Consider the following 17,152-nt stretch of genomic DNA (forward strand, 5'->3'; position numbering starts at 1 on the left):
ATGAGATGTACGCTTATTATGAAAAAAAAGATCCAAAGGCAGCAGCCAAGATGTATAATAACATTCTTGATATTGTCGACTTATTTGCAACTAACCCCTATTTGGGAGCTATAGAACCTTTGATCTGTAAATCGCGAAAGACATACCGTTCGTTCGTGTCTTCAAATAGCCGGAATAAGATTATTTACTATGTGGAGGATGGAACGGTATACATTGTCCGGGTATGGGATTGCAGACAAAACCCGAAGAAGTTGGCGAAGTCCGTGAAATAATCTATATTTGTTACTCATACTATACATAAAAGAAGAACACCATGTCCTTTATCATCATTATCCTTTGTTTGTTGCTCTTGATCGTGTTGATCTCCTATTTTAAGGTGGATGCCTTTCTGGCTTTTATTGTCGTTTCGGTATTGGCCGGGATCGGATTGGGCATTCCGTTGGGTGATCTGCCGGCGACGATCGACCGGGGCATTGGCAATATCTTGGGCAGTCTGACATTGATTATCGTATTGGGGGCTATGCTGGGTAAATTGGTGGCCGAGAGTGGGGCGGCACAGAAGATTGCTGATGTGATGGTGGCAACCTTTGGCACGAAATATATTCACTGGGGATTGATGATTACCGGCTTTATCGTGGGCATACCGTTGTTCTACGGCATTGGTTTCGTGCTTTTGGTCCCGCTGATCTTTTCTATCGTTAATCAATACAAGTTACCGGCGGTATTTATGGGCATCTCGATGCTTGCCGCCTTGTCGGTGACACATGGTTTTCTTCCGCCGCACCCTTCGCCCGTTGCCTTGGTGGCTTTGTTCGAAGCCAATATGGGCATGACGCTGATCTATGGGCTTTGCATTGCTGTGCCGACGATAGTGTTGGCGGGACCGTTGTTTGGTCGTACGTTACGTGGTGTAAAGACCGGTCCGTTGAAGCTTTTTGAGAAGAAAGAACTGGAAACGGCGTTTAGTCAACCGGGCAAAACGAATAGTTTCCTGAGCGCTACCTTGCCGGTCTTTCTCTTGATCCTGGCAACGGTGATTCCTTTGCTCTTCCCTGCGATGGGAGGGCAGGCGGCGGAGGCCGTAGGCTTCCTGGGTGCTCCGTCTATCGTGATGCTGATCGCGTTGATCGTGGCTACTTATACCTTGGGCATTCGCCAGGGTAGAAGTATCAAGCAGGTGATGGATGTTTATGTGGACGCCATCAAAGATATCGCGCCCATCCTCTTGATCATTGCCGGTTCGGGCATCTTTAAGCAAGTGATGGAAGATAGTGGGGTGAGTATGGAACTGGCTGCGGCGTTGCAGCAGTTGCCCGTGCACCCCTTGATCCTGGGATGGCTGATCGCCGCGGTGATCCGGATCTGTATCGGTTCGGCAACGGTTGCCGCCCTGACAGCAGCCGGCGTGTTGATGCCTTTGATTACGCAAGCCAACGTCGATCCCAACCTGATGGTCTTGTCCTTAGGCGCCGGCAGCCTGGCGTGTTCCCATGTGAACGACTCCGGCTTCTGGCTCTTCAAAGAATATTTCAACCTGAGTATGAAAGATACCTTCCGCTCGTGGACAGTGATGGAGACGATCGTTTCCGTGGCCGGGCTGGCGGGGGTGATGCTCTTGAATCTATTAATTACAAATTAGAATTTACAATTAGACTATGAACGCAGACAAACAATTTGAACAATTGGGATTAAACTTACCACCGGCACCTGCACCGCTGGGTGTATACAAACCTTGCCTGATCGTGGACGGCAAATACCTGTACCTCTCGGGACACGGACCGGTACAGGACGATCGGTCATTGATTATTGGACGTATCGGACGCGATATGACAATGGAAGAAGGAAAGCTGGCCGCCCGTCAGGTGGGACTGACAATGCTGTCGACCATCAAAAGCCATCTGGGAAGCCTCGATAAGGTGAAGCGGGTGGTCAAGGTCTTGGGTATGGTGAATTGCACACCCGAATTCGAGAAACATCCCTATATCATCAACGGATGCAGCGAGCTCTTTGCTGCTGTCTGGGGACCGGACAACGGGGTGGGCACGCGCAGTGCCGTCGGTTTCGGCTCTTTGCCCGATAATATCCCGGTGGAAATTGAGGCGGTGTTTGAATTGAATGAAGAATGGGAGAAGTAAAGCCTTGGTATCCTGTTGAGAATATAGAAGAAGTAGATTCTCCGGCATTGCTTCTTTATAAGGAAAAGGTGATAGGCAATATCGAATTGGTCAAAGAAGTTGCCGGAGGAAATGTCGACAGGTTGCGTCCGCATGTGAAGACGCATAAGATCAAAGAAGTATGCTTGCTGATGCTTGAGGCGGGTATCCGTAAGTTTAAATGCGCGACCATTGCCGAAGCTGAGATGCTGGCGATGGCCGGTGCGCCGGATGTCTTACTGGCCTACCAGCCGACTGGGCCGAAGATCAAGCGCCTTATTCAATTGACAAAGACTTATCCGGCGACGGACTTTGCCTGTCTGGTGGATGACATACAAAACACGCGATTGATAAACGAGCTGGCAGGAAAGGCTTCTGTCGTTTTACCGGTCTATATCGATCTGAATGTCGGTATGAACCGTACCGGCATACATCCGAAGCAGGCAAGTGTACTGGCTGATTCTATCCGCCAATGTCCTTCTTTATTATTGAAAGGACTTCATGCCTACGACGGGCAGATCCATTCCACCAACCTCTCGCTGCGAACCGCAGAGGCAGATCTGGCTTTTGCGCAAGCCGATCGGGTCTATGCCGCGCTTCAACCGGAATACGATTATCCGTTAACGCTCGTGATAGGCGGGACACCGACTTTCCCTATTCATATCCGTCGGCAATATGGCGAATGCAGTCCGGGAACCTTTGTCTTTTGGGATTGGGGATATATGGAGATGCTTCCCGATCAGCCTTTTCGATGGGCAGCATTGGTGGTGACGCGGGTGATCTCTATCGTCGATCAAACACATATCTGTACGGACCTGGGACATAAATCGGTTGCCGCCGAGTCACCCTTGCCTCGCGTCTGGTTCTTCAATGCGCCGGAGGCAAGTTCCATCGCACAGAGCGAAGAGCATCTGGTATTGAAGGTAGCCGATAGTACAATGTTTACCGTCGGACAGGTACTCTACGGTGTGCCCGTACATATCTGTCCGACGGTTGCTTTATATGATAAGGCGCATGTGATTGAGAATAGGAAGTTCACCACTACGTGGGATGTGATTGCCCGCAACCGGAGTATCACTGTCTGATCAAAAGTACCAGGTAGCCACGGAGAAGTAAATCACCACCCCCAGAATATCACAGACTGAGGTGATCAGCGGTGCGCTTGCCGTTGCCGGGTCGGCTTTGAATTTCGTAAAGATAAAAGGCAGGGACATACCAATCAGACTACCGGTGATTACCGTCAGTGTCATGGTGATCGCCACCACGACGATGACTTCGGGCGCCCGGAAGCCGGCAATCAATACCACCCCAAATGCCATTGTTACCCCCAAAAGCAAGGACACCAATAACTCTTTGCCCAAAAGTTTGAGCCAGTTCTTCATCTGCACTTCGCCGACGGCCAGGGCACGGATCATCAGTGTCGCCGATTGCGACCCGGCATTGCCTCCACTGCCAATCAAGAGCGGCAAGAAGAAGACCAGCGAGACCACCGAAGCAATGACCGACTCGAAGCAGGCAATCGCCGCACCGGAGAACACATTCATAAACACCAAGGCAAAGAGCCAGACAATGCGTTTCTTGTACAAATAGGTAATCTTCGCTTTGAGCGGATTGATAACGGCGTCCTGGATCGAGCCGAACCGCTGGAAGTCCTCCGTATGTTCTTCTTCGACCACATCCATCACGTCGTCGAAGGTCACAATGCCGATCAATGTGCCGTCGCTATCAGTCACCGGCAGGGCTACGCGGTCCTGATCCTGAAACTGCCGGATGGCGACTTCCTGGTCGTCGTAAGCGCTCAGGGCGGTAAAGCGGTTATCGGTCAGTTCCGTGATCCGCTGTTCCGGGCGGGCGAGTATCAGTTCTTTGATCCGTAAGTCGTCCAAGAGCTTCCATTGCTCATCGACGATGTAGATCACATTCAAGGTTTCCGAATTGCGTCCGAACCGGCGGATATGATCGAGGGCTTCCGCAACGGTGAAATGCGGCTTGAGCGCGACATACTCCGGCGTCATCAGTCGTCCGATACTGTCTTCGGGATAACCCAATAGTTTGATGGTAATGCCTTGTTCTTTGGGTGACATCATCTGCATCAGGCGTTGACTTACTTTGCCGGGCAACTCTTCGAGGAAGGCTGTACGGTCGTCCGGGTCGAGGTCGTTCAACAGGTTGGTGATCTTGTCTCCGTTGACCGCCAACTGCTCAATAATATCCTCCTGCTCGTCGTGGGAGAGGTACTGAAAAGTCTCCTTTGCCATCTCACGGGGCAAGAGGCGAAAGAGGATAATCCGTTCTGTTTTAGGAAGTTCTTCTATTATTTCTGCGATCTGGTTCGGGTCGATTTGGCTCAATTCTATTTTAAGCGCTTTCCAGTTCTTCTCTTCAATAAGACCCAGGAATAGTGTTTTGAATTCATTCATCATTCAATCTCCTTACATTTTTGGCTCTGTAAGGAGCGGCAATACGTGACCTTACAGAGTAGTTAATTACTTCGTTTTCTACAACAACTGTCAGGTACGTCGTCCATTATGATAAATAATTTAGTGAATAATACGGGTATTCCCGTTTGTTTAGCGGTGCAAAGGTACGTTTTTTTTGCCGAAAGCAGATCGATGTGCGCAGATATTTCTATTTTTACACACTTAAATGAATTGCGTTAGAACTAAAAGAAGTATGAAGAAACAACCTTTTATCGTAGATGTACACTTAGACCTGAGCATGAATGCCTTGGAGTGGAACCGTGATTTACGGGAGTCGGTCGCTGAACTCAACCGCCGTGAAACCGGTATGACCGACAAGCCCGACCGGGGCAATGCCACTGTCTCTTTCCCCGAACTCAGAAAAGGAAACGTCGGCTTGATTGTCGCCACACAGATCGGCCGTTACGTAACTCCCGACAGTCCCCTTCCCGGTTGGCTCTCTCCCGAACAGGCTTGGGCACAGACACAGGGACAACTGGCCTGGTACCAGGCAATGGAAGAAGAAGGGCAGATGCGCCAGATCCGGACACGCGAAGAGCTCGACGCCCACCTGGCGGAATGGAACGCGGAGGACGCGCCGGAAAACAAACCCATCGGATATGTATTGAGTATCGAAGGAGCCGACTCCATCGTTCGGGTGGATTATCTGCAACGGGCGTATGAATACGGTCTGCGTGCCGTCGGTCCGGCGCATTACGGTCCGGGACGTTATGCCAACGGGACCGATTCGAACGGACGGTTGAATGCCATGGGTGTAGAGCTCTTGAAAGAGATGGATCGCCTGGGCATGATCCTGGATGTGACCCACCTGAACGACGACGCTTTCTGGCATGCTTTGGAGATCTATCAGGGACCGGTATGGGCAAGCCATAACAACTGCCGCGCCTTTGTCGATCACAACCGCCAATTCTCCGATGATATGATCCGGGCACTGATCGAGCGAGATGCCGTGATCGGTGTCGCATTGGATGCCTGGATGATGGTGCCCGGCTGGGTCAGAGGCCAATCTACCCCTCGAGGAATGAATTGCTCGATGGAGATCATGGGAAATAACATCGACCGCATCTGTCAGTTGGCAGGCAATGCCAATCATGCCGGTATCGGTAGCGACCTGGACGGTGCCTTTGGTACCGAACAATGTCCTTACGACTTGGAAACCATCGCCGACCTGCAAAAGATACCGGATATACTAACGAATCGGGGATATGCCGGCGAGGATATCGAGAAGATCTTGTCGGGCAATTTCATCGGTTTTATGCGCCGATCGTTGTAAGGAAAGCCGTGTATGATCTTTTTTTCAAGAGTTGTCGAACATTTTTAATACTTTTTTTGTTTTCAACTAAGAATAGCTCAGCGAAATGCTCCAGAGAGGGGTTTGAAGGTTTGAAGACTTGAATTACAAGATTTTGAAATGGCTTTTTTCGCTGTCGTTTTATGGAGATATAAACAAATTGCGCTATCTTTGTCGCAACAAAAAGAATAAGTAAATATTGATTTTATGAAGTATTTGAAATTTTTACGCGTAATGCCTCTGGCATTTCTTTTAACCGTAGTAATCAGCGCTTGCTCCACGCAAGATGTGTATGAACCAGATCCCATCGATCCGGAAAAACCGGAAGAACCCAATGTACCTTCTGTTGATATTGATTGGCAAACGTTTGCAAAGACAACCTTGAGTGTCCGTGTGAACGATGAGTATAATGGAGAATTCTACTATACCGTAGAAGCTTATGTCAACAATCCGGCAGTCGAAGAAAACGCGAAGCTAATTGCCGGCTCCGGCCAGAAGACGAATAAAACGGTTGCGTATAACCGGGAAATCACGCTGCCTGCCGGGCTTGAAACGCTTTATGTGATGATCACCGATCCGTTCCAACGCAAACGGGTATATGGCGTAGCCGTACAGGAAGGTACGATCTCTCTGCAGATTGGCGAAAACAATGTGCCGGTTACCCGCGCGGGTGCTTTCACGGCTAACAGCTTGCGGACGGATGATGCGCCAGATATTGATTTTACGTATGGCGACGATGTGATCGCTTTGTCGGGATCGGGTGCTGTCAAACTGGAAAATGGGAAGAACTATATCGTAAAGAAAGGCGAAACATACTCCGGACAGTTGACTTTAGGAAGTAGTGCCTATAAATTATATGTGGAAGGAACGCTGTTGTTGAATATCGCAAAGAAGAGCACCTTGCAACAGGGAGCGGAACTCTATGTGCTTTCCGGTGGTGTATTGAAAGGCTCGGCAACAAAAGAAATCTTTATGATTGGTTCTGCAAAAATGGCTATTCAGAAAGGGGGCGTCGTGGGTGATGCTTCAGATAAGAGCCTGATAAAAGTGTTGGATATGACAGATACCGCATTGTTTGTTAACTATGGGAGTTTCTATGGACAGACTTTTGATATGACATCCAAAGCCCAGACATATAACTATGGAACAATGGAGTTGGATCTCTTAGTCACTTCGGATAATACCAATCCGATCGTGAATGAAGGAACGATCACAACGACGAATCTCAAACTGACCAACGGAACGCTGGCCAACGTAAACCTGTTAGAAGCTGGCACGTTGACAATGAACGGAGGTACAATCACCAATACGCATACCCTGGAAGTAGGTGCGGGTGCATTAACAAACGGTACAGTATCGAATAGTTGTCTGATCTCTTTTGAAACGTTGACAGTGAGTGGTACGACAGTCAATCTGGCTACCGGTGCTTATCTCTATGCGGGCAATACAACCAAAGCAAGTGGAATGAAACTGAATATGGATGACAGCTCGATTTGGGATGGCGAACGTATCATGTTTGACGGCGCTGCCAGCGATGTGAAAGGTATAGGGGCGGGTTATGCCTTGTTCCGCGTGAAAGATATTGTTGTCAAAGGTTGGCAGAAAGTGAAATATTTAGGCGCTGTGGAGATTGAAAAAGAAACGCATACGGTGGAAGCCAGCTCGTATATATTGGACGGTAGTGCGGCCTTTGCGGATGGAAAAGCAACGGTTGAGATCCAGCCGTCTGACTGTAACAATAATACCGGGAACTACAACCCCGGTGAAGGCGAAGGCGATGTGACGGATACCTATCAGGAAACAGAAACAATGCCGTACACCTATATGTTCGAAGACAACTGGCCGGCACAAGGCGACTACGATATGAACGACCTGGTGGTATCGATTGAATTGCTCAATTCAACCAGCGGAGATAAGACGACAAGTACAGAGGTTGTGGCCACCTTGTATGCTGTGGGTGCAACCAAAGTGTTAGGCTTAGGCTTCCAGTTGGATGGTATCCGCGCTTCATCGGTTAGCGATGGGGAAGCCGGACAGGACTATGCCGTCTACCGTCTCTTTACCGATGCGCATGCTGTATTGGGTGGGGAAGCCGGTAAGCAAATCAATACCTATAGAAAGGATTGTGAACCCCAGGTTATTAGAAAGACTGTGGAGTATACTACGCCGATCGCCGGAGTAGTTAACGTAAGCAACTTCAACTTGTTCATTGTTTTGGAAGATTTCGATCTGGATAAGCGAAATGAAGTACACATGCCTGGTTTCAAAGGAACCAATAGAGCGAAAACGCATGCCAATAGCTCGGATACTTACATCGATGTAGATGGTTGGATGTGGGGCTTAGCTATTCCGCAAACCGACTTTACGACTTTCCCGAAAGAAGGGGTGAGAATCGACGAAGCTTATAAAAATTTTGATACTTGGATAAGTGGGAGCGATACGCCGGATTGGTATCGCTATCCGATAGATGGCCAAGTCATGACCTTTGAAGAATAATATAAAAATTGAGGTATAATGAAAGAGGCGTTGTTTCGGCAACGCCTTTTTTGTTAGAGAAAAAAAACGTACCTTTGCTTGGGATATCTGTTTTGTAAGTCATACAAAAGAATAACCTATGAAGAAAGAAGAAGATGTTTTCAGGCAATTCCATGACTCTTTTAGCCAGCTCGAGGGACATTTCCATATATTGGAACAACGTGTTCCGGTGAAAGTACAAATGGAATATTTTAAGTGCTCGGAAGAAATACGAAAGCAGGTATCTCCGGATTCATTGACAGAAGAAAAAGTCAATTCCTTATTCGATTTGTTGGAAATCCCTGACTCCTCGGTGAAAGAAAAGAAACATTTGCTTACGACGTTGGCTATTTCAAAATCCGTAAAGGCTTACCGCTTGCTGGAAGACTATGTAAGACATCCGGATGACCGGCTGGTCGACTGGGCGTATATGGCTTTGATGGAATCGCGTATCTCGCTTGAGTCCGAATTCTCCAATGAAAAACAAATCTATATCTCCACCGGGCTGGGAGGGAAAGAAGGAAGGCTGCGGTTCTACGTGTTGTTTATAGCCAAAGACCGGTTGCCATTCCAGGAATATCAATGCCGTGTCATTGAACGGGAATTCCCTTATCAGCTCTCTCATGCGGATTGTGAGATCGAACGGCTGACGATAAAGACCAATCATGTCGAAATGATCTTCCTTGTTCCGGTTCGCGCCGATATTAAAGGTATTCTGGATAAGGTGATCAGCGAATGTAATCAGTATGGTGATTTCCTTGCGAATATGTTTACCATCACCAATGTGAAAGAACTATCGGAAAGCGAAGTCGCCGATATAATAAGTCAGGATGGAAACGATTAAGCAAGCTTTGAAATATGGACTGGTAGGAGTCGGCAATACGGCTATTACCGCTTTGGTGATTTGGGTGATGATGAAGCTTTTTGGCTTTTCGGATGTGATTTCTAATGTGACAGGTTATGTGGCCGGTCTTCTGAATAGCTTTATTTGGAATAAGCAATGGACATTCAAGAGTTCCATGGGGTGGGTGAGTAGCGCTCTGCGTTTCGGACTGGTCTTCGTCGTTTGTTATCTGATGCAATTGGGCGTATTGCTCTACCTGAATAAACACCTGGCGATCGATCCCTATTACAACCACCTGATAGCGATGGCGTTTTATACAGTGATCAATTTTGTTATGAATAAATACTTTACCTTTAAGTCTTACGAGAAATGAAAAAGCTGGCCGTAATCATCCCCTGTTTCAATGAAGAACAGGTTATTCATGAGGCATACAGACGAACGAAAGCTGTATTTGAGTCACTGCCCAATCCGGCAGAGATCATCTATATCAATGATGGAAGTCGGGATCAGACCCCATTGCTATTGGATGAGATCGCGGCGAATGATACCCAGGTGAAAGTCATTCATTTCTCCCGCAATTTCGGTCACCAATCCGCTGTGACGGCCGGTATTCATCACTGCGATGCCGACCTGGCCATTATCTTGGATGCCGATATGCAGGATCCCCCCGAATTGATTCCGGAGATATTGAAACTTCAGGAAGAGACCGCAGCCAATGTGGTGTATTGCGTGCGTAAGAGCCGTGCGGGAGAAAGCCGATTCAAACTGCTTTCCGCTAAACTGTTCTATCGCACGATGAACGCCATGAGTGAAGTGGAATTCCCTTTGGATACCGGCGATTTCCGTCTGATCGACCGCAAGGTGATCGACGAATTCAATCAATTGAAAGAGAAAGGGAAATACATCCGCGGACTGGTCAGCTGGGTGGGATTCAAGCAGGTGCCTTTTTATTATGAGAGAGAAGCACGTATTGCCGGGGAAACCAAATATCCCTTTCGCAAGATGATCCATTTTGCCTCGACCGCCCTGCTCTATTTCTCCAAGAAACCTTTGACGACCGTTATCGGTTTGGGGTTTCTGGCCGTATTGGTCGGAATTATCCTGGCAGTCTGGTTTACCCTGGGTAAGCTTTATGGCTTCAGTAACGCCGAGTCGGGCTGGACCTCTATCATCTTTACGATCATTTTCTTTGGCGGAGTGCAACTGATCACAGTCGGCGTCTTGGGACAATACATCGGTATCCTTTTCGACGAAATCAAAGCCCGTCCGGAATATATCATTGATGAAAAGCGAAACTTCACGTCCGATTGATTCCATCCGGAGGATTCCACCCCTAATCTTTTCTTGTTCGGGGAGCTGTGTCAAATGTGAAACATTTAATCTCAAAAATGATATCTGTTTATTAAGTGAAACATATACATTTGTACAAACTATCTGTAATCCTCTTTGAGAATCAACCACAAACCTGAGTGTATATATGTAAAGAATAATGTTTTTAAAGGATGGTTCAGCAATCACTTATGGCGATTCGCTGAACCCTCTTTTTTTGTATACTCGTCCATATTCAAGTTATGCGCAATCACCCGCGCTTCAGTCAGCATTGCCTGCATGTTCTTACCTATTCCATTGCCAAAAAAAAGCAGAATAAGTTTTGCTTTTTAAAATAAAACCCTACCTTTGCACCGCATTCGAGGAAACCCCTTATATGCAACTCCAACATGTTGAAACCTTCGGGGTGTAGCGCAGTCCGGTTAGCGCACCTGCTTTGGGAGCAGGGGGTCCCAGGTTCGAATCCTGGTACCCCGACAGACAGAAAGTCAGACAGTTAAATGAAACTTGTCTGGCTTTTTTGTTTGTGGGGAAGTCTTTTTTTTAACATCGCACTTTGGCCGAAAAACATTGCACTTTGGTCGAAAAAATATTGCACTTTGGTCGACCAAAGTGCAATGTTTTTTTGGCAGCCTACACATAAAAGTTTCGCACCCCTTTTCACCTTTCACCCAATAGCCAGATCCTTGTATTGATCAGCGTTTCGGGTGAAGGCTTGGCGAAGGATGGAGGCTTTCCGAAAAGGCCGGCAGGGTTTTCCAAAAGGCCGCCGGAGTTTTCCAAAAGGCCGGCAGGGTTTTTCCAAAGGCCGGCGGCCTTTTCCGGGAAACCGCCAGATCACTGTCGTTTTTTTTTAGGTATTCTTTTATCCTTCACCCGAAACGCTGATCAATACAGGGATCTGACGACCGGGTGAAAGGTGAAGACCGGGGTAAAAACTTTTTTACCATAATTGCAATATCGGATTCTCTTTTACGATCTCAAGTATTTCTTCTTTGGTGAGAGGGGATGGCTCTTTCAATTTACGCAAAGAATACAAGCTGTATCCTGTGACGATTTTCCGCTTTTCATCCACATTGCTATACACTGCTGTTTGGTAGAGTGTTTCAGGTTTGTCAAGGAAGATAAAGGTGATAAACATTCCCCCAAGCAGAAATGGTTCTGCCCGGAATATCGCAAACTTGCTTTTTAAAGGCAACTCATAACGCTTGAGTATCTCCGTGTCTTCGTTTTCTATCCCATCATAACAAGCATCGAGGCATTTTCGTAAAAACCGAAAATAGTCATTGTTGTGCCAATCCGTTTCTTCCCAATCGCCAAAACGAATATCGTTGAGTGAGCCTTCCTCTATTTCTTCTGTTTTCTCTTGATTGGCTACTTGGGGAATCGTGTCTTTCGCTTGTTCCGAGCGCGTGATCGCTTTCTCTTCTTTCACAACAACTTTTTCTTTACTCTTACCACAAGAGAAAAGAAATAGGGAAAAGACAAAGAAGATGTATGTGTACGTTTTCATCTATTAAAATTATTTTTTATTACTAAAATTATTCTTCATTACGCCTCCAAATGATGTAACTCGTATTTGGAGGTAGATTCTTATTCTCAATACCGAACTCTATGCGGTCATCATTTTCATCTACAGCCCAGCCGAAAGATGTACTACCTACTAAATAAATGGCATTTTTTACTCCCAGATCAACCAGTGCTTGTGCAAAATCGTGAAAGGATTCAGTACTCAGGCTTTCAATCATCATAATTTCTCCGTTTCGATCGCAAATCGAACGGCGAATCGCTTTGTTTTTGGGTTCATTTTCTACTAATTTTCCATTATTAACCAATGGATATTGTCGAAAAAAATATCCCTCTTTTTCTGTTGCACTTTCAAATAATGGCGAATTGTCAGCCACTCCAATTGTAATTTCATCATCGATAATAGCACAATAGCCGATTTTAGATAATCCCCATGCTAAAGGCTTCCCTTTTAAGACAAAAGCACCGACAATTTTTTTGTTGTCCCTCCGAATATCCGCAGCCTGAGCTGCAAATACGATTGATGTATCCTCTTTGTTTACATTTCCAACATGGAGTGTCATGTTCGCATTATGTGGGATATAGATACGCAATGGTATATCATTGATGATTGTGTCGATAGCCTGGGTAAATCCGCGAACAAGAGGATCTACGTCTGTTCCCAGCCGGTCAATTTTAGGTTGTGAAGACTCCATGATTTCAGGCACAGTTTCAAAATATCCCGGTTCGTCGCTTTCCGTTTTTTTATCTTTCAATAATGATATCGATGCAACGACCATCCCTATAGTGATAAGTCCAAACATCCCACACTTCCACAAAACAGGTTTAGGGGGATGTTTAGATTTGCTTTCACTTCCAAGAACGCGAATTTCATTATCTTGAATATCCTTATTTTGCTTCATGACTATTTTCCTTCCTTTTCAATTAATTCTTTCAACAACTTCAAAGCTTCGCGTGATGCTGATAAAGTATAGTTAACTGCTGTGGCATCTGACAAAATAATTCTTTGTTTGGCGATATTAATATAATGAATAAAATTACGATTGACAATCAGGGATTTACCTATTCTGACAAAAAGACTTCCTTCACTTTCAAGCTGGCTGTTAATCATTTTTTCAATTTGTCCCAGTTGATAGGAAAGCAACCTCGATTCTCCATCTGCTTGTATCAGGTTAGAATAGTTGCCATCCGACGAGATATAAACAATCCTGTCTGGCATGATTCGAATGAGATCATTCGAAGTTGATATGATTAAGTAGTTTCCCATTTTACTCTGTTAAGTACAAATATAGTGAAGAAAACTTCGTAACAAGAGAGTTGGGTGACCCAATGTATGAAATAGGCTTCTTCCCGTATGAAATAAATATCAAATCATAATATCCCTTATTTCATACATTTCTCGGTTCATTTCATACAGGGATATCGAAAAGATGTCCTTGATCTATTTTTACCCATGATATTTGCGATAGAGAAACGATTATAAAAACATAAATATCATGAACCTATTCTTACTCAAATACTCGTTCATTACTATTGTAATATCTTTTATAGGAACCGCTTGCAATTCGCATGCTTCTTTAGCTCGTAGTGTTGTCGATCGCACATCGTCCGGTGAGGTGATAAAACAATTTGAAAACGAGGCTATTCCACCCGCCACCGATATGCCGCTGGGTAGAACCCTTTTGCCTGACGACACTCATTTAACTTTACCCTTTACTCCTAAAATAGAAGCAAAAGTAGATTCCATAGGAGAATCGGTACAAAAAGTATATTGGGAAAAACTGAAAGATTCGAGTGGACATATCTGTATTCAATACAAACAGCCAGTTAATGGATATGAAGTAAAAGTATTATTTTCCCCTGATGAGTTTTTTTTAGGAAGTGAGTATGAACCAAGTCGAGTTATTGGCATAGGAATTATTTATATCGCAACAAGCTACTCCGTGATATCAGTTGCACACAATAATTTTTTCATTCAGTCTCCTCCATTTGATGTGGATTCTATTTATGAGATGATCGGCAAAACAATATACTTAGATTACGAAATAGAATCTAAAACTGAAGATGAATATGTGTTTTTCCCAAGGAAGACCCCTTTCTTTTTTACAGATGTTAATCTTGATGGACGAATAGACTTTTTACTTACCAACTATCACTTAGGACAAAAAGGCGTAAATTCCTATTTGGCCTATTATTGGGACGAAGAATTTGACAATAGAGTCTATCCAATCGGATCACCTTTTAATGATTTGGACGCTTTGACTAAAATAAATAAAGAAACAGGTGAAGTAATACAGACATTTACAGGCAATCCATATATAACAAGAATTTACAGATATGGCGATTGCTATTCTTATTATCTTGAAGAAGAGGAAGTTCACTTTTGGGAGCGTGAATGCACATTCAAGTTCGAAAGAAAGCTAATAAAAGAAATAATCATCAAAGATAAGTGAATGTGTTTTGTTGAATTATCTAAATAGTTCTTCAACGAAGTACGAACTTCGCATAAAACTGGCGGATTACTTGTTCAAATTCATCCGGTATTCTTTTTAGTACTTCTCGTTTTATGGGGAGTGGAATATCCTTATAATAGGCTTCCGCAATTCCGCCGGTTATAGCTGCAATGGTATCACTGTCTCCCCCTAAAGAGATAGCCAGACGGATCGCATATTCAAAGTCCGTACTTTCCAAAAAGGCAATAATCGCTTCCGGAACAGAGCCTTGACAACTCACGTCAAATTGATAAGAAGGTCTTATTTTATCACAAGTTCGGCTCAAGTCATATCCAAAGGTGGTTTCAATATATTCCTTTATCTGTTTTTTTGTATTTCCAACGCGAGCCAAATAAACACAAGCGGCTACAGCTTGTGCTCCTTTAATGCCTTCCGGATGATTGTGTGTTATTTCTGCACTCTCTTTAGCAACTTGTAATACCTCATCCAATGTGTCAAAGGCCCAGCCAATATAACTCACCCGCATCGCAGACCCATTGCCCCAACTGTTATAGGGTTGTGGGTCTTCTTCATTTAACCAATCCCGAAATAATCTCCCATATCCGGCATGTGGATATTTAAGCCCGTAACCCTTAACAATGTCCTGCAAACAACCTTCAGATGATAACCAATCGGCAACAGCAACAGTCATCACTGTATCGTCAGTGAACCTATTCCACGTACTAAAAAGAGAAAAATCCACACTCTTTATATTTTTAGACTCATACCTTGACCCTATAATATCCCCGGCAATGGCACCCAGTATAAGGTTGGAATAGTCGAACCTATCTTCTTGTGTGCCTTTCCAAAACAAAAGAGTCTCTTCATTTATCTTATTCGGATATAACTTCGCCTCTTTCGATATGTTGTTGTAAATATTCCATGAACATTGTCTATTGCCCACCTGGTTGAGCGAATTCAACATACGGGAGATCCTTAGCAAGTTGTGAGTAGGCATTTCATAGAATTTGTTGCCTGAAGAATCCGGACTAACACATTTATCCAAACAGTTTAAACCAATATGATTCAAATACATTTGACAAGATCTACAGAAATTATTCTTCGCCAATTCATCCTTTTGAAACCGGGACACAAATGTTTTGTCCAATATTGGCGCCTTTCCATTAAAACGGCTTTTCTCCTTTGTGGGGAAAATCCACTGAATGAAATCATGCTTGTTTTCTATCTGCCAAAACGAAAACTGCAAAATATCCTCTAACATACGTCCTTCTACATCAGCCTGTTCATTTCTGAAAAAAGCAATCAGATCAATAGGCTCTTTTGCAGATGGCTCTATTGACATTATCTCTTCTCTTTGTTTAATAGGCTCTTTTTGTTTGAGAGGCCATAATTTCCGAAGTATATCTTTCATGTTCGAGTATTAAAAATAATATCCCATTCATTAATTTGCTTATTCTACAAAAGGTATTCACTTCAATAACAGATCTTTTACCGAGTACTTCGGATTAAAACGATTCAGATCAACTGGTCTGGGTATCCCGTCTACGGTTCCGGATTCCGAGTATTGCCAGATAGTATATGTCCCTTGGCCTTTAACCGTTGGATGCTTTCTCGGATCGTTATTGTATCTCCCTATCATTAGGTGGTAGTTGTTAAACTCCGGTGCGCAATTCGTATTATAAAAAGAGTTGACAGAATAGATCATGGGGGCTTTCCCGTAATGCTCTTTCACCAAACGAATGAAGACTTTCAAGCTGTCCTGAAACTGCGAACGTGTCCAATTATTTATTTCTTCCACATCTACCAAAGGGATTAAATCCTGATCGGCTTTCTTGGCTGTCTTTTTGAAATGCTCAAATTGAGCGTGTGCCGAGCTGGAAGTTCGGAAATAATGATATGATCCTACTTTTAGCCCGTTTCTACGAGCCTCTCTGATGTTCCTTTTGTACTTAGGATCTGTGTGTGTTTGTCCCTCTGTCGCTTTGATATAAACAAATTGAATATTTTGATCTTTCGCCACCTGTTCCCAATTTATTTGCTTTTGATGCCGGGAAACATCAATCCCATGATACTTTGCATCTCTTTTCAATTCTGTACTGGAGATGCAACTTAGCCCTAAACATAAGACTGTCAGTAGATATAGTGTAGTCTTCATATTCTTAGGAGCTGCCAAGAACCGCCCAAAACCGTTCGGGCAGGTGGATATTGTTGACCGGTATAGCTTCTTTAAACAATGGAGCAATGTCTTGGGGTTGAAAGCGGGCAATGCCACAGCCTATTTCAGTGACCAGGAATAATTTGTCCGGGTTGTCCTTGGCAAATTGAATAAAGTCGTCAACATAGGGCTTTATGGTCTCCACATCGCCTTGCATGGTTGGGATCGCGTAGGTTTGGCCTTGCAGGCCTACGCCTTGTCCCCAGACGGCACCCCAGCGCTCCATTGCCAAATGGGCCGCACCGCCAGCGTGCATCCCGGCAAGGTTACTCCCAAAAACAAATATTTCATTGGGGCGCAGATGCTCTATGTGTCTTTCTGTGGTTCTTGATGTTGTTGTCATTAT

16 protein-coding genes and 1 tRNA gene are annotated in these 17,152 nt (G+C 44.8%); 10 read left to right on the top strand and 7 right to left on the bottom strand.

The annotated features are described in order from the left end of the window. The first annotated feature begins 313 nt into the window (after nucleotides 1-313). From M2133_RS00765 to M2133_RS00775, 3 genes are read left to right on the top strand one after another with little or no spacing between them, the layout of a single operon-like run. Nucleotides 314-1,639, top strand: coding sequence for a gluconate:H+ symporter (locus M2133_RS00765; protein WP_277464047.1), 1,326 nt, complete (start codon nucleotides 314-316; stop codon nucleotides 1,637-1,639). A 16-nt stretch (nucleotides 1,640-1,655) separates the two neighbouring features. Further along, complete coding sequence (locus M2133_RS00770; protein WP_277464048.1) at nucleotides 1,656-2,135, top strand: RidA family protein; 480 nt, start codon at nucleotides 1,656-1,658, stop codon at nucleotides 2,133-2,135. Continuing rightward, nucleotides 2,123-3,238, top strand: coding sequence for a D-TA family PLP-dependent enzyme (locus tag M2133_RS00775; protein WP_277464049.1), 1,116 nt, complete (start codon nucleotides 2,123-2,125; stop codon nucleotides 3,236-3,238). Before M2133_RS00770 ends, M2133_RS00775 begins: the two co-directional genes overlap by 13 nt. Here the strand turns inward: M2133_RS00775 and mgtE are convergent, their stop codons facing one another. Next, nucleotides 3,239-4,576 carry a magnesium transporter gene (mgtE, locus tag M2133_RS00780; RefSeq protein WP_277464050.1) on the bottom strand — a complete coding sequence of 446 codons (1,338 nt, stop codon included), beginning with the start codon at nucleotides 4,574-4,576 and terminating at the stop codon, nucleotides 3,239-3,241. Nucleotides 4,577-4,826: 250 nt separating this feature from the next. Here mgtE and M2133_RS00785 point away from each other — a divergent pair, with 250 nt between their 5' ends. The 6 genes from M2133_RS00785 (at nucleotide 4,827) to M2133_RS00810 (ending at nucleotide 11,088) form a co-directional block, all read left to right on the top strand. Next, complete coding sequence (locus M2133_RS00785) at nucleotides 4,827-5,906, top strand: membrane dipeptidase (RefSeq protein ID WP_277464051.1); 1,080 nt, start codon at nucleotides 4,827-4,829, stop codon at nucleotides 5,904-5,906. A 225-nt stretch (nucleotides 5,907-6,131) separates the two neighbouring features. Next, on the top strand, nucleotides 6,132-8,420 hold the full coding sequence (locus tag M2133_RS00790; protein WP_277464052.1) for an LruC domain-containing protein: 2,289 nt from the start codon (nucleotides 6,132-6,134) through the stop codon (nucleotides 8,418-8,420). Nucleotides 8,421-8,538: 118 nt separating this feature from the next. Then, on the top strand, nucleotides 8,539-9,282 hold the full coding sequence (locus M2133_RS00795) for a hypothetical protein (protein ID WP_277464053.1): 744 nt from the start codon (nucleotides 8,539-8,541) through the stop codon (nucleotides 9,280-9,282). Then, nucleotides 9,269-9,655 (top strand): GtrA family protein, encoded by a 387-nt coding sequence (locus M2133_RS00800; RefSeq protein WP_277464054.1) that lies wholly within the window; start codon nucleotides 9,269-9,271, stop codon nucleotides 9,653-9,655. The genes M2133_RS00795 and M2133_RS00800 overlap by 14 nt, the downstream gene beginning before the upstream one ends. After that, the gene (locus M2133_RS00805) at nucleotides 9,652-10,593 is read left to right on the top strand and encodes a glycosyltransferase family 2 protein (RefSeq protein ID WP_277464055.1); all 942 of its coding nucleotides are present in this window, start codon (nucleotides 9,652-9,654) and stop codon (nucleotides 10,591-10,593) included. The genes M2133_RS00800 and M2133_RS00805 overlap by 4 nt, the downstream gene beginning before the upstream one ends. A gap of 420 nt (nucleotides 10,594-11,013) precedes the next feature. Beyond that, nucleotides 11,014-11,088, top strand: a tRNA-Pro gene (locus tag M2133_RS00810). Nucleotides 11,089-11,554: 466 nt separating this feature from the next. Here the strand turns inward: M2133_RS00810 and M2133_RS00815 are convergent. The 3 genes from M2133_RS00815 to M2133_RS00825 form a co-directional block, all read right to left on the bottom strand. Next, nucleotides 11,555-12,046, bottom strand: a complete 492-nt coding sequence (locus M2133_RS00815; protein ID WP_277464056.1) for a hypothetical protein — start codon at nucleotides 12,044-12,046, stop codon at nucleotides 11,555-11,557. A 106-nt stretch (nucleotides 12,047-12,152) separates the two neighbouring features. Continuing rightward, nucleotides 12,153-13,040: a hypothetical protein gene (locus tag M2133_RS00820; RefSeq protein ID WP_277464057.1), complete on the bottom strand. Its 888-nt coding sequence runs from the start codon at nucleotides 13,038-13,040 to the stop codon at nucleotides 12,153-12,155. Nucleotides 13,041-13,042: 2 nt separating this feature from the next. Beyond that, a complete protein-coding gene (locus M2133_RS00825) occupies nucleotides 13,043-13,405 on the bottom strand; it encodes a LytTR family transcriptional regulator DNA-binding domain-containing protein (protein WP_277464058.1) in 363 nt (120 codons plus the stop codon). A gap of 229 nt (nucleotides 13,406-13,634) precedes the next feature. Here M2133_RS00825 and M2133_RS00830 point away from each other — a divergent pair, with 229 nt between their 5' ends. After that, a complete protein-coding gene (locus M2133_RS00830; RefSeq protein ID WP_277464059.1) occupies nucleotides 13,635-14,591 on the top strand; it encodes a hypothetical protein in 957 nt (318 codons plus the stop codon). A gap of 31 nt (nucleotides 14,592-14,622) precedes the next feature. On the opposite strand, the gene M2133_RS00835 is transcribed toward M2133_RS00830, so the two are convergent. Genes M2133_RS00835 through M2133_RS00845 form a run of 3 tightly spaced genes read right to left on the bottom strand, consistent with a single transcriptional unit; the run spans nucleotide 14,623 to nucleotide 17,149 of the window. After that, nucleotides 14,623-16,002, bottom strand: a complete 1,380-nt coding sequence (locus M2133_RS00835) for an ADP-ribosylglycohydrolase family protein (protein WP_277464060.1) — start codon at nucleotides 16,000-16,002, stop codon at nucleotides 14,623-14,625. 57 nt (nucleotides 16,003-16,059) lie between these two features. Further along, complete coding sequence (locus M2133_RS00840; RefSeq protein WP_277464061.1) at nucleotides 16,060-16,746, bottom strand: GH25 family lysozyme; 687 nt, start codon at nucleotides 16,744-16,746, stop codon at nucleotides 16,060-16,062. Between the two features lie 4 nt (nucleotides 16,747-16,750). Next, nucleotides 16,751-17,149 (bottom strand): hypothetical protein, encoded by a 399-nt coding sequence (locus tag M2133_RS00845; protein WP_277464062.1) that lies wholly within the window; start codon nucleotides 17,147-17,149, stop codon nucleotides 16,751-16,753. Between the last annotated feature and the right edge of the window lie 3 nt (nucleotides 17,150-17,152).

It is taken from the genome of Parabacteroides sp. PF5-6, assembly GCF_029504695.1.
In the GTDB taxonomy this organism is placed as follows: Bacteria; Bacteroidota; Bacteroidia; order Bacteroidales; family Tannerellaceae; genus QVMG01.

Coding starts and splice junctions, on each gene's coding strand:
- M2133_RS00765 (WP_277464047.1), top strand. CDS start 314: ATGTCCTTTATCATCATTATCCTTTGTTTGTTGCTCTTGATCGTGTTG.
- M2133_RS00770 (WP_277464048.1), top strand. CDS start 1,656: ATGAACGCAGACAAACAATTTGAACAATTGGGATTAAACTTACCACCG.
- M2133_RS00775 (WP_277464049.1), top strand. CDS start 2,123: ATGGGAGAAGTAAAGCCTTGGTATCCTGTTGAGAATATAGAAGAAGTA.
- mgtE (WP_277464050.1), bottom strand. CDS start 4,576: ATGATGAATGAATTCAAAACACTATTCCTGGGTCTTATTGAAGAGAAG.
- M2133_RS00785 (WP_277464051.1), top strand. CDS start 4,827: ATGAAGAAACAACCTTTTATCGTAGATGTACACTTAGACCTGAGCATG.
- M2133_RS00790 (WP_277464052.1), top strand. CDS start 6,132: ATGAAGTATTTGAAATTTTTACGCGTAATGCCTCTGGCATTTCTTTTA.
- M2133_RS00795 (WP_277464053.1), top strand. CDS start 8,539: ATGAAGAAAGAAGAAGATGTTTTCAGGCAATTCCATGACTCTTTTAGC.
- M2133_RS00800 (WP_277464054.1), top strand. CDS start 9,269: ATGGAAACGATTAAGCAAGCTTTGAAATATGGACTGGTAGGAGTCGGC.
- M2133_RS00805 (WP_277464055.1), top strand. CDS start 9,652: ATGAAAAAGCTGGCCGTAATCATCCCCTGTTTCAATGAAGAACAGGTT.
- M2133_RS00820 (WP_277464057.1), bottom strand. CDS start 13,040: ATGAAGCAAAATAAGGATATTCAAGATAATGAAATTCGCGTTCTTGGA.
- M2133_RS00825 (WP_277464058.1), bottom strand. CDS start 13,405: ATGGGAAACTACTTAATCATATCAACTTCGAATGATCTCATTCGAATC.
- M2133_RS00830 (WP_277464059.1), top strand. CDS start 13,635: ATGAACCTATTCTTACTCAAATACTCGTTCATTACTATTGTAATATCT.
- M2133_RS00835 (WP_277464060.1), bottom strand. CDS start 16,002: ATGAAAGATATACTTCGGAAATTATGGCCTCTCAAACAAAAAGAGCCT.
- M2133_RS00840 (WP_277464061.1), bottom strand. CDS start 16,746: ATGAAGACTACACTATATCTACTGACAGTCTTATGTTTAGGGCTAAGT.
- M2133_RS00845 (WP_277464062.1), bottom strand. CDS start 17,149: ATGACAACAACATCAAGAACCACAGAAAGACACATAGAGCATCTGCGC.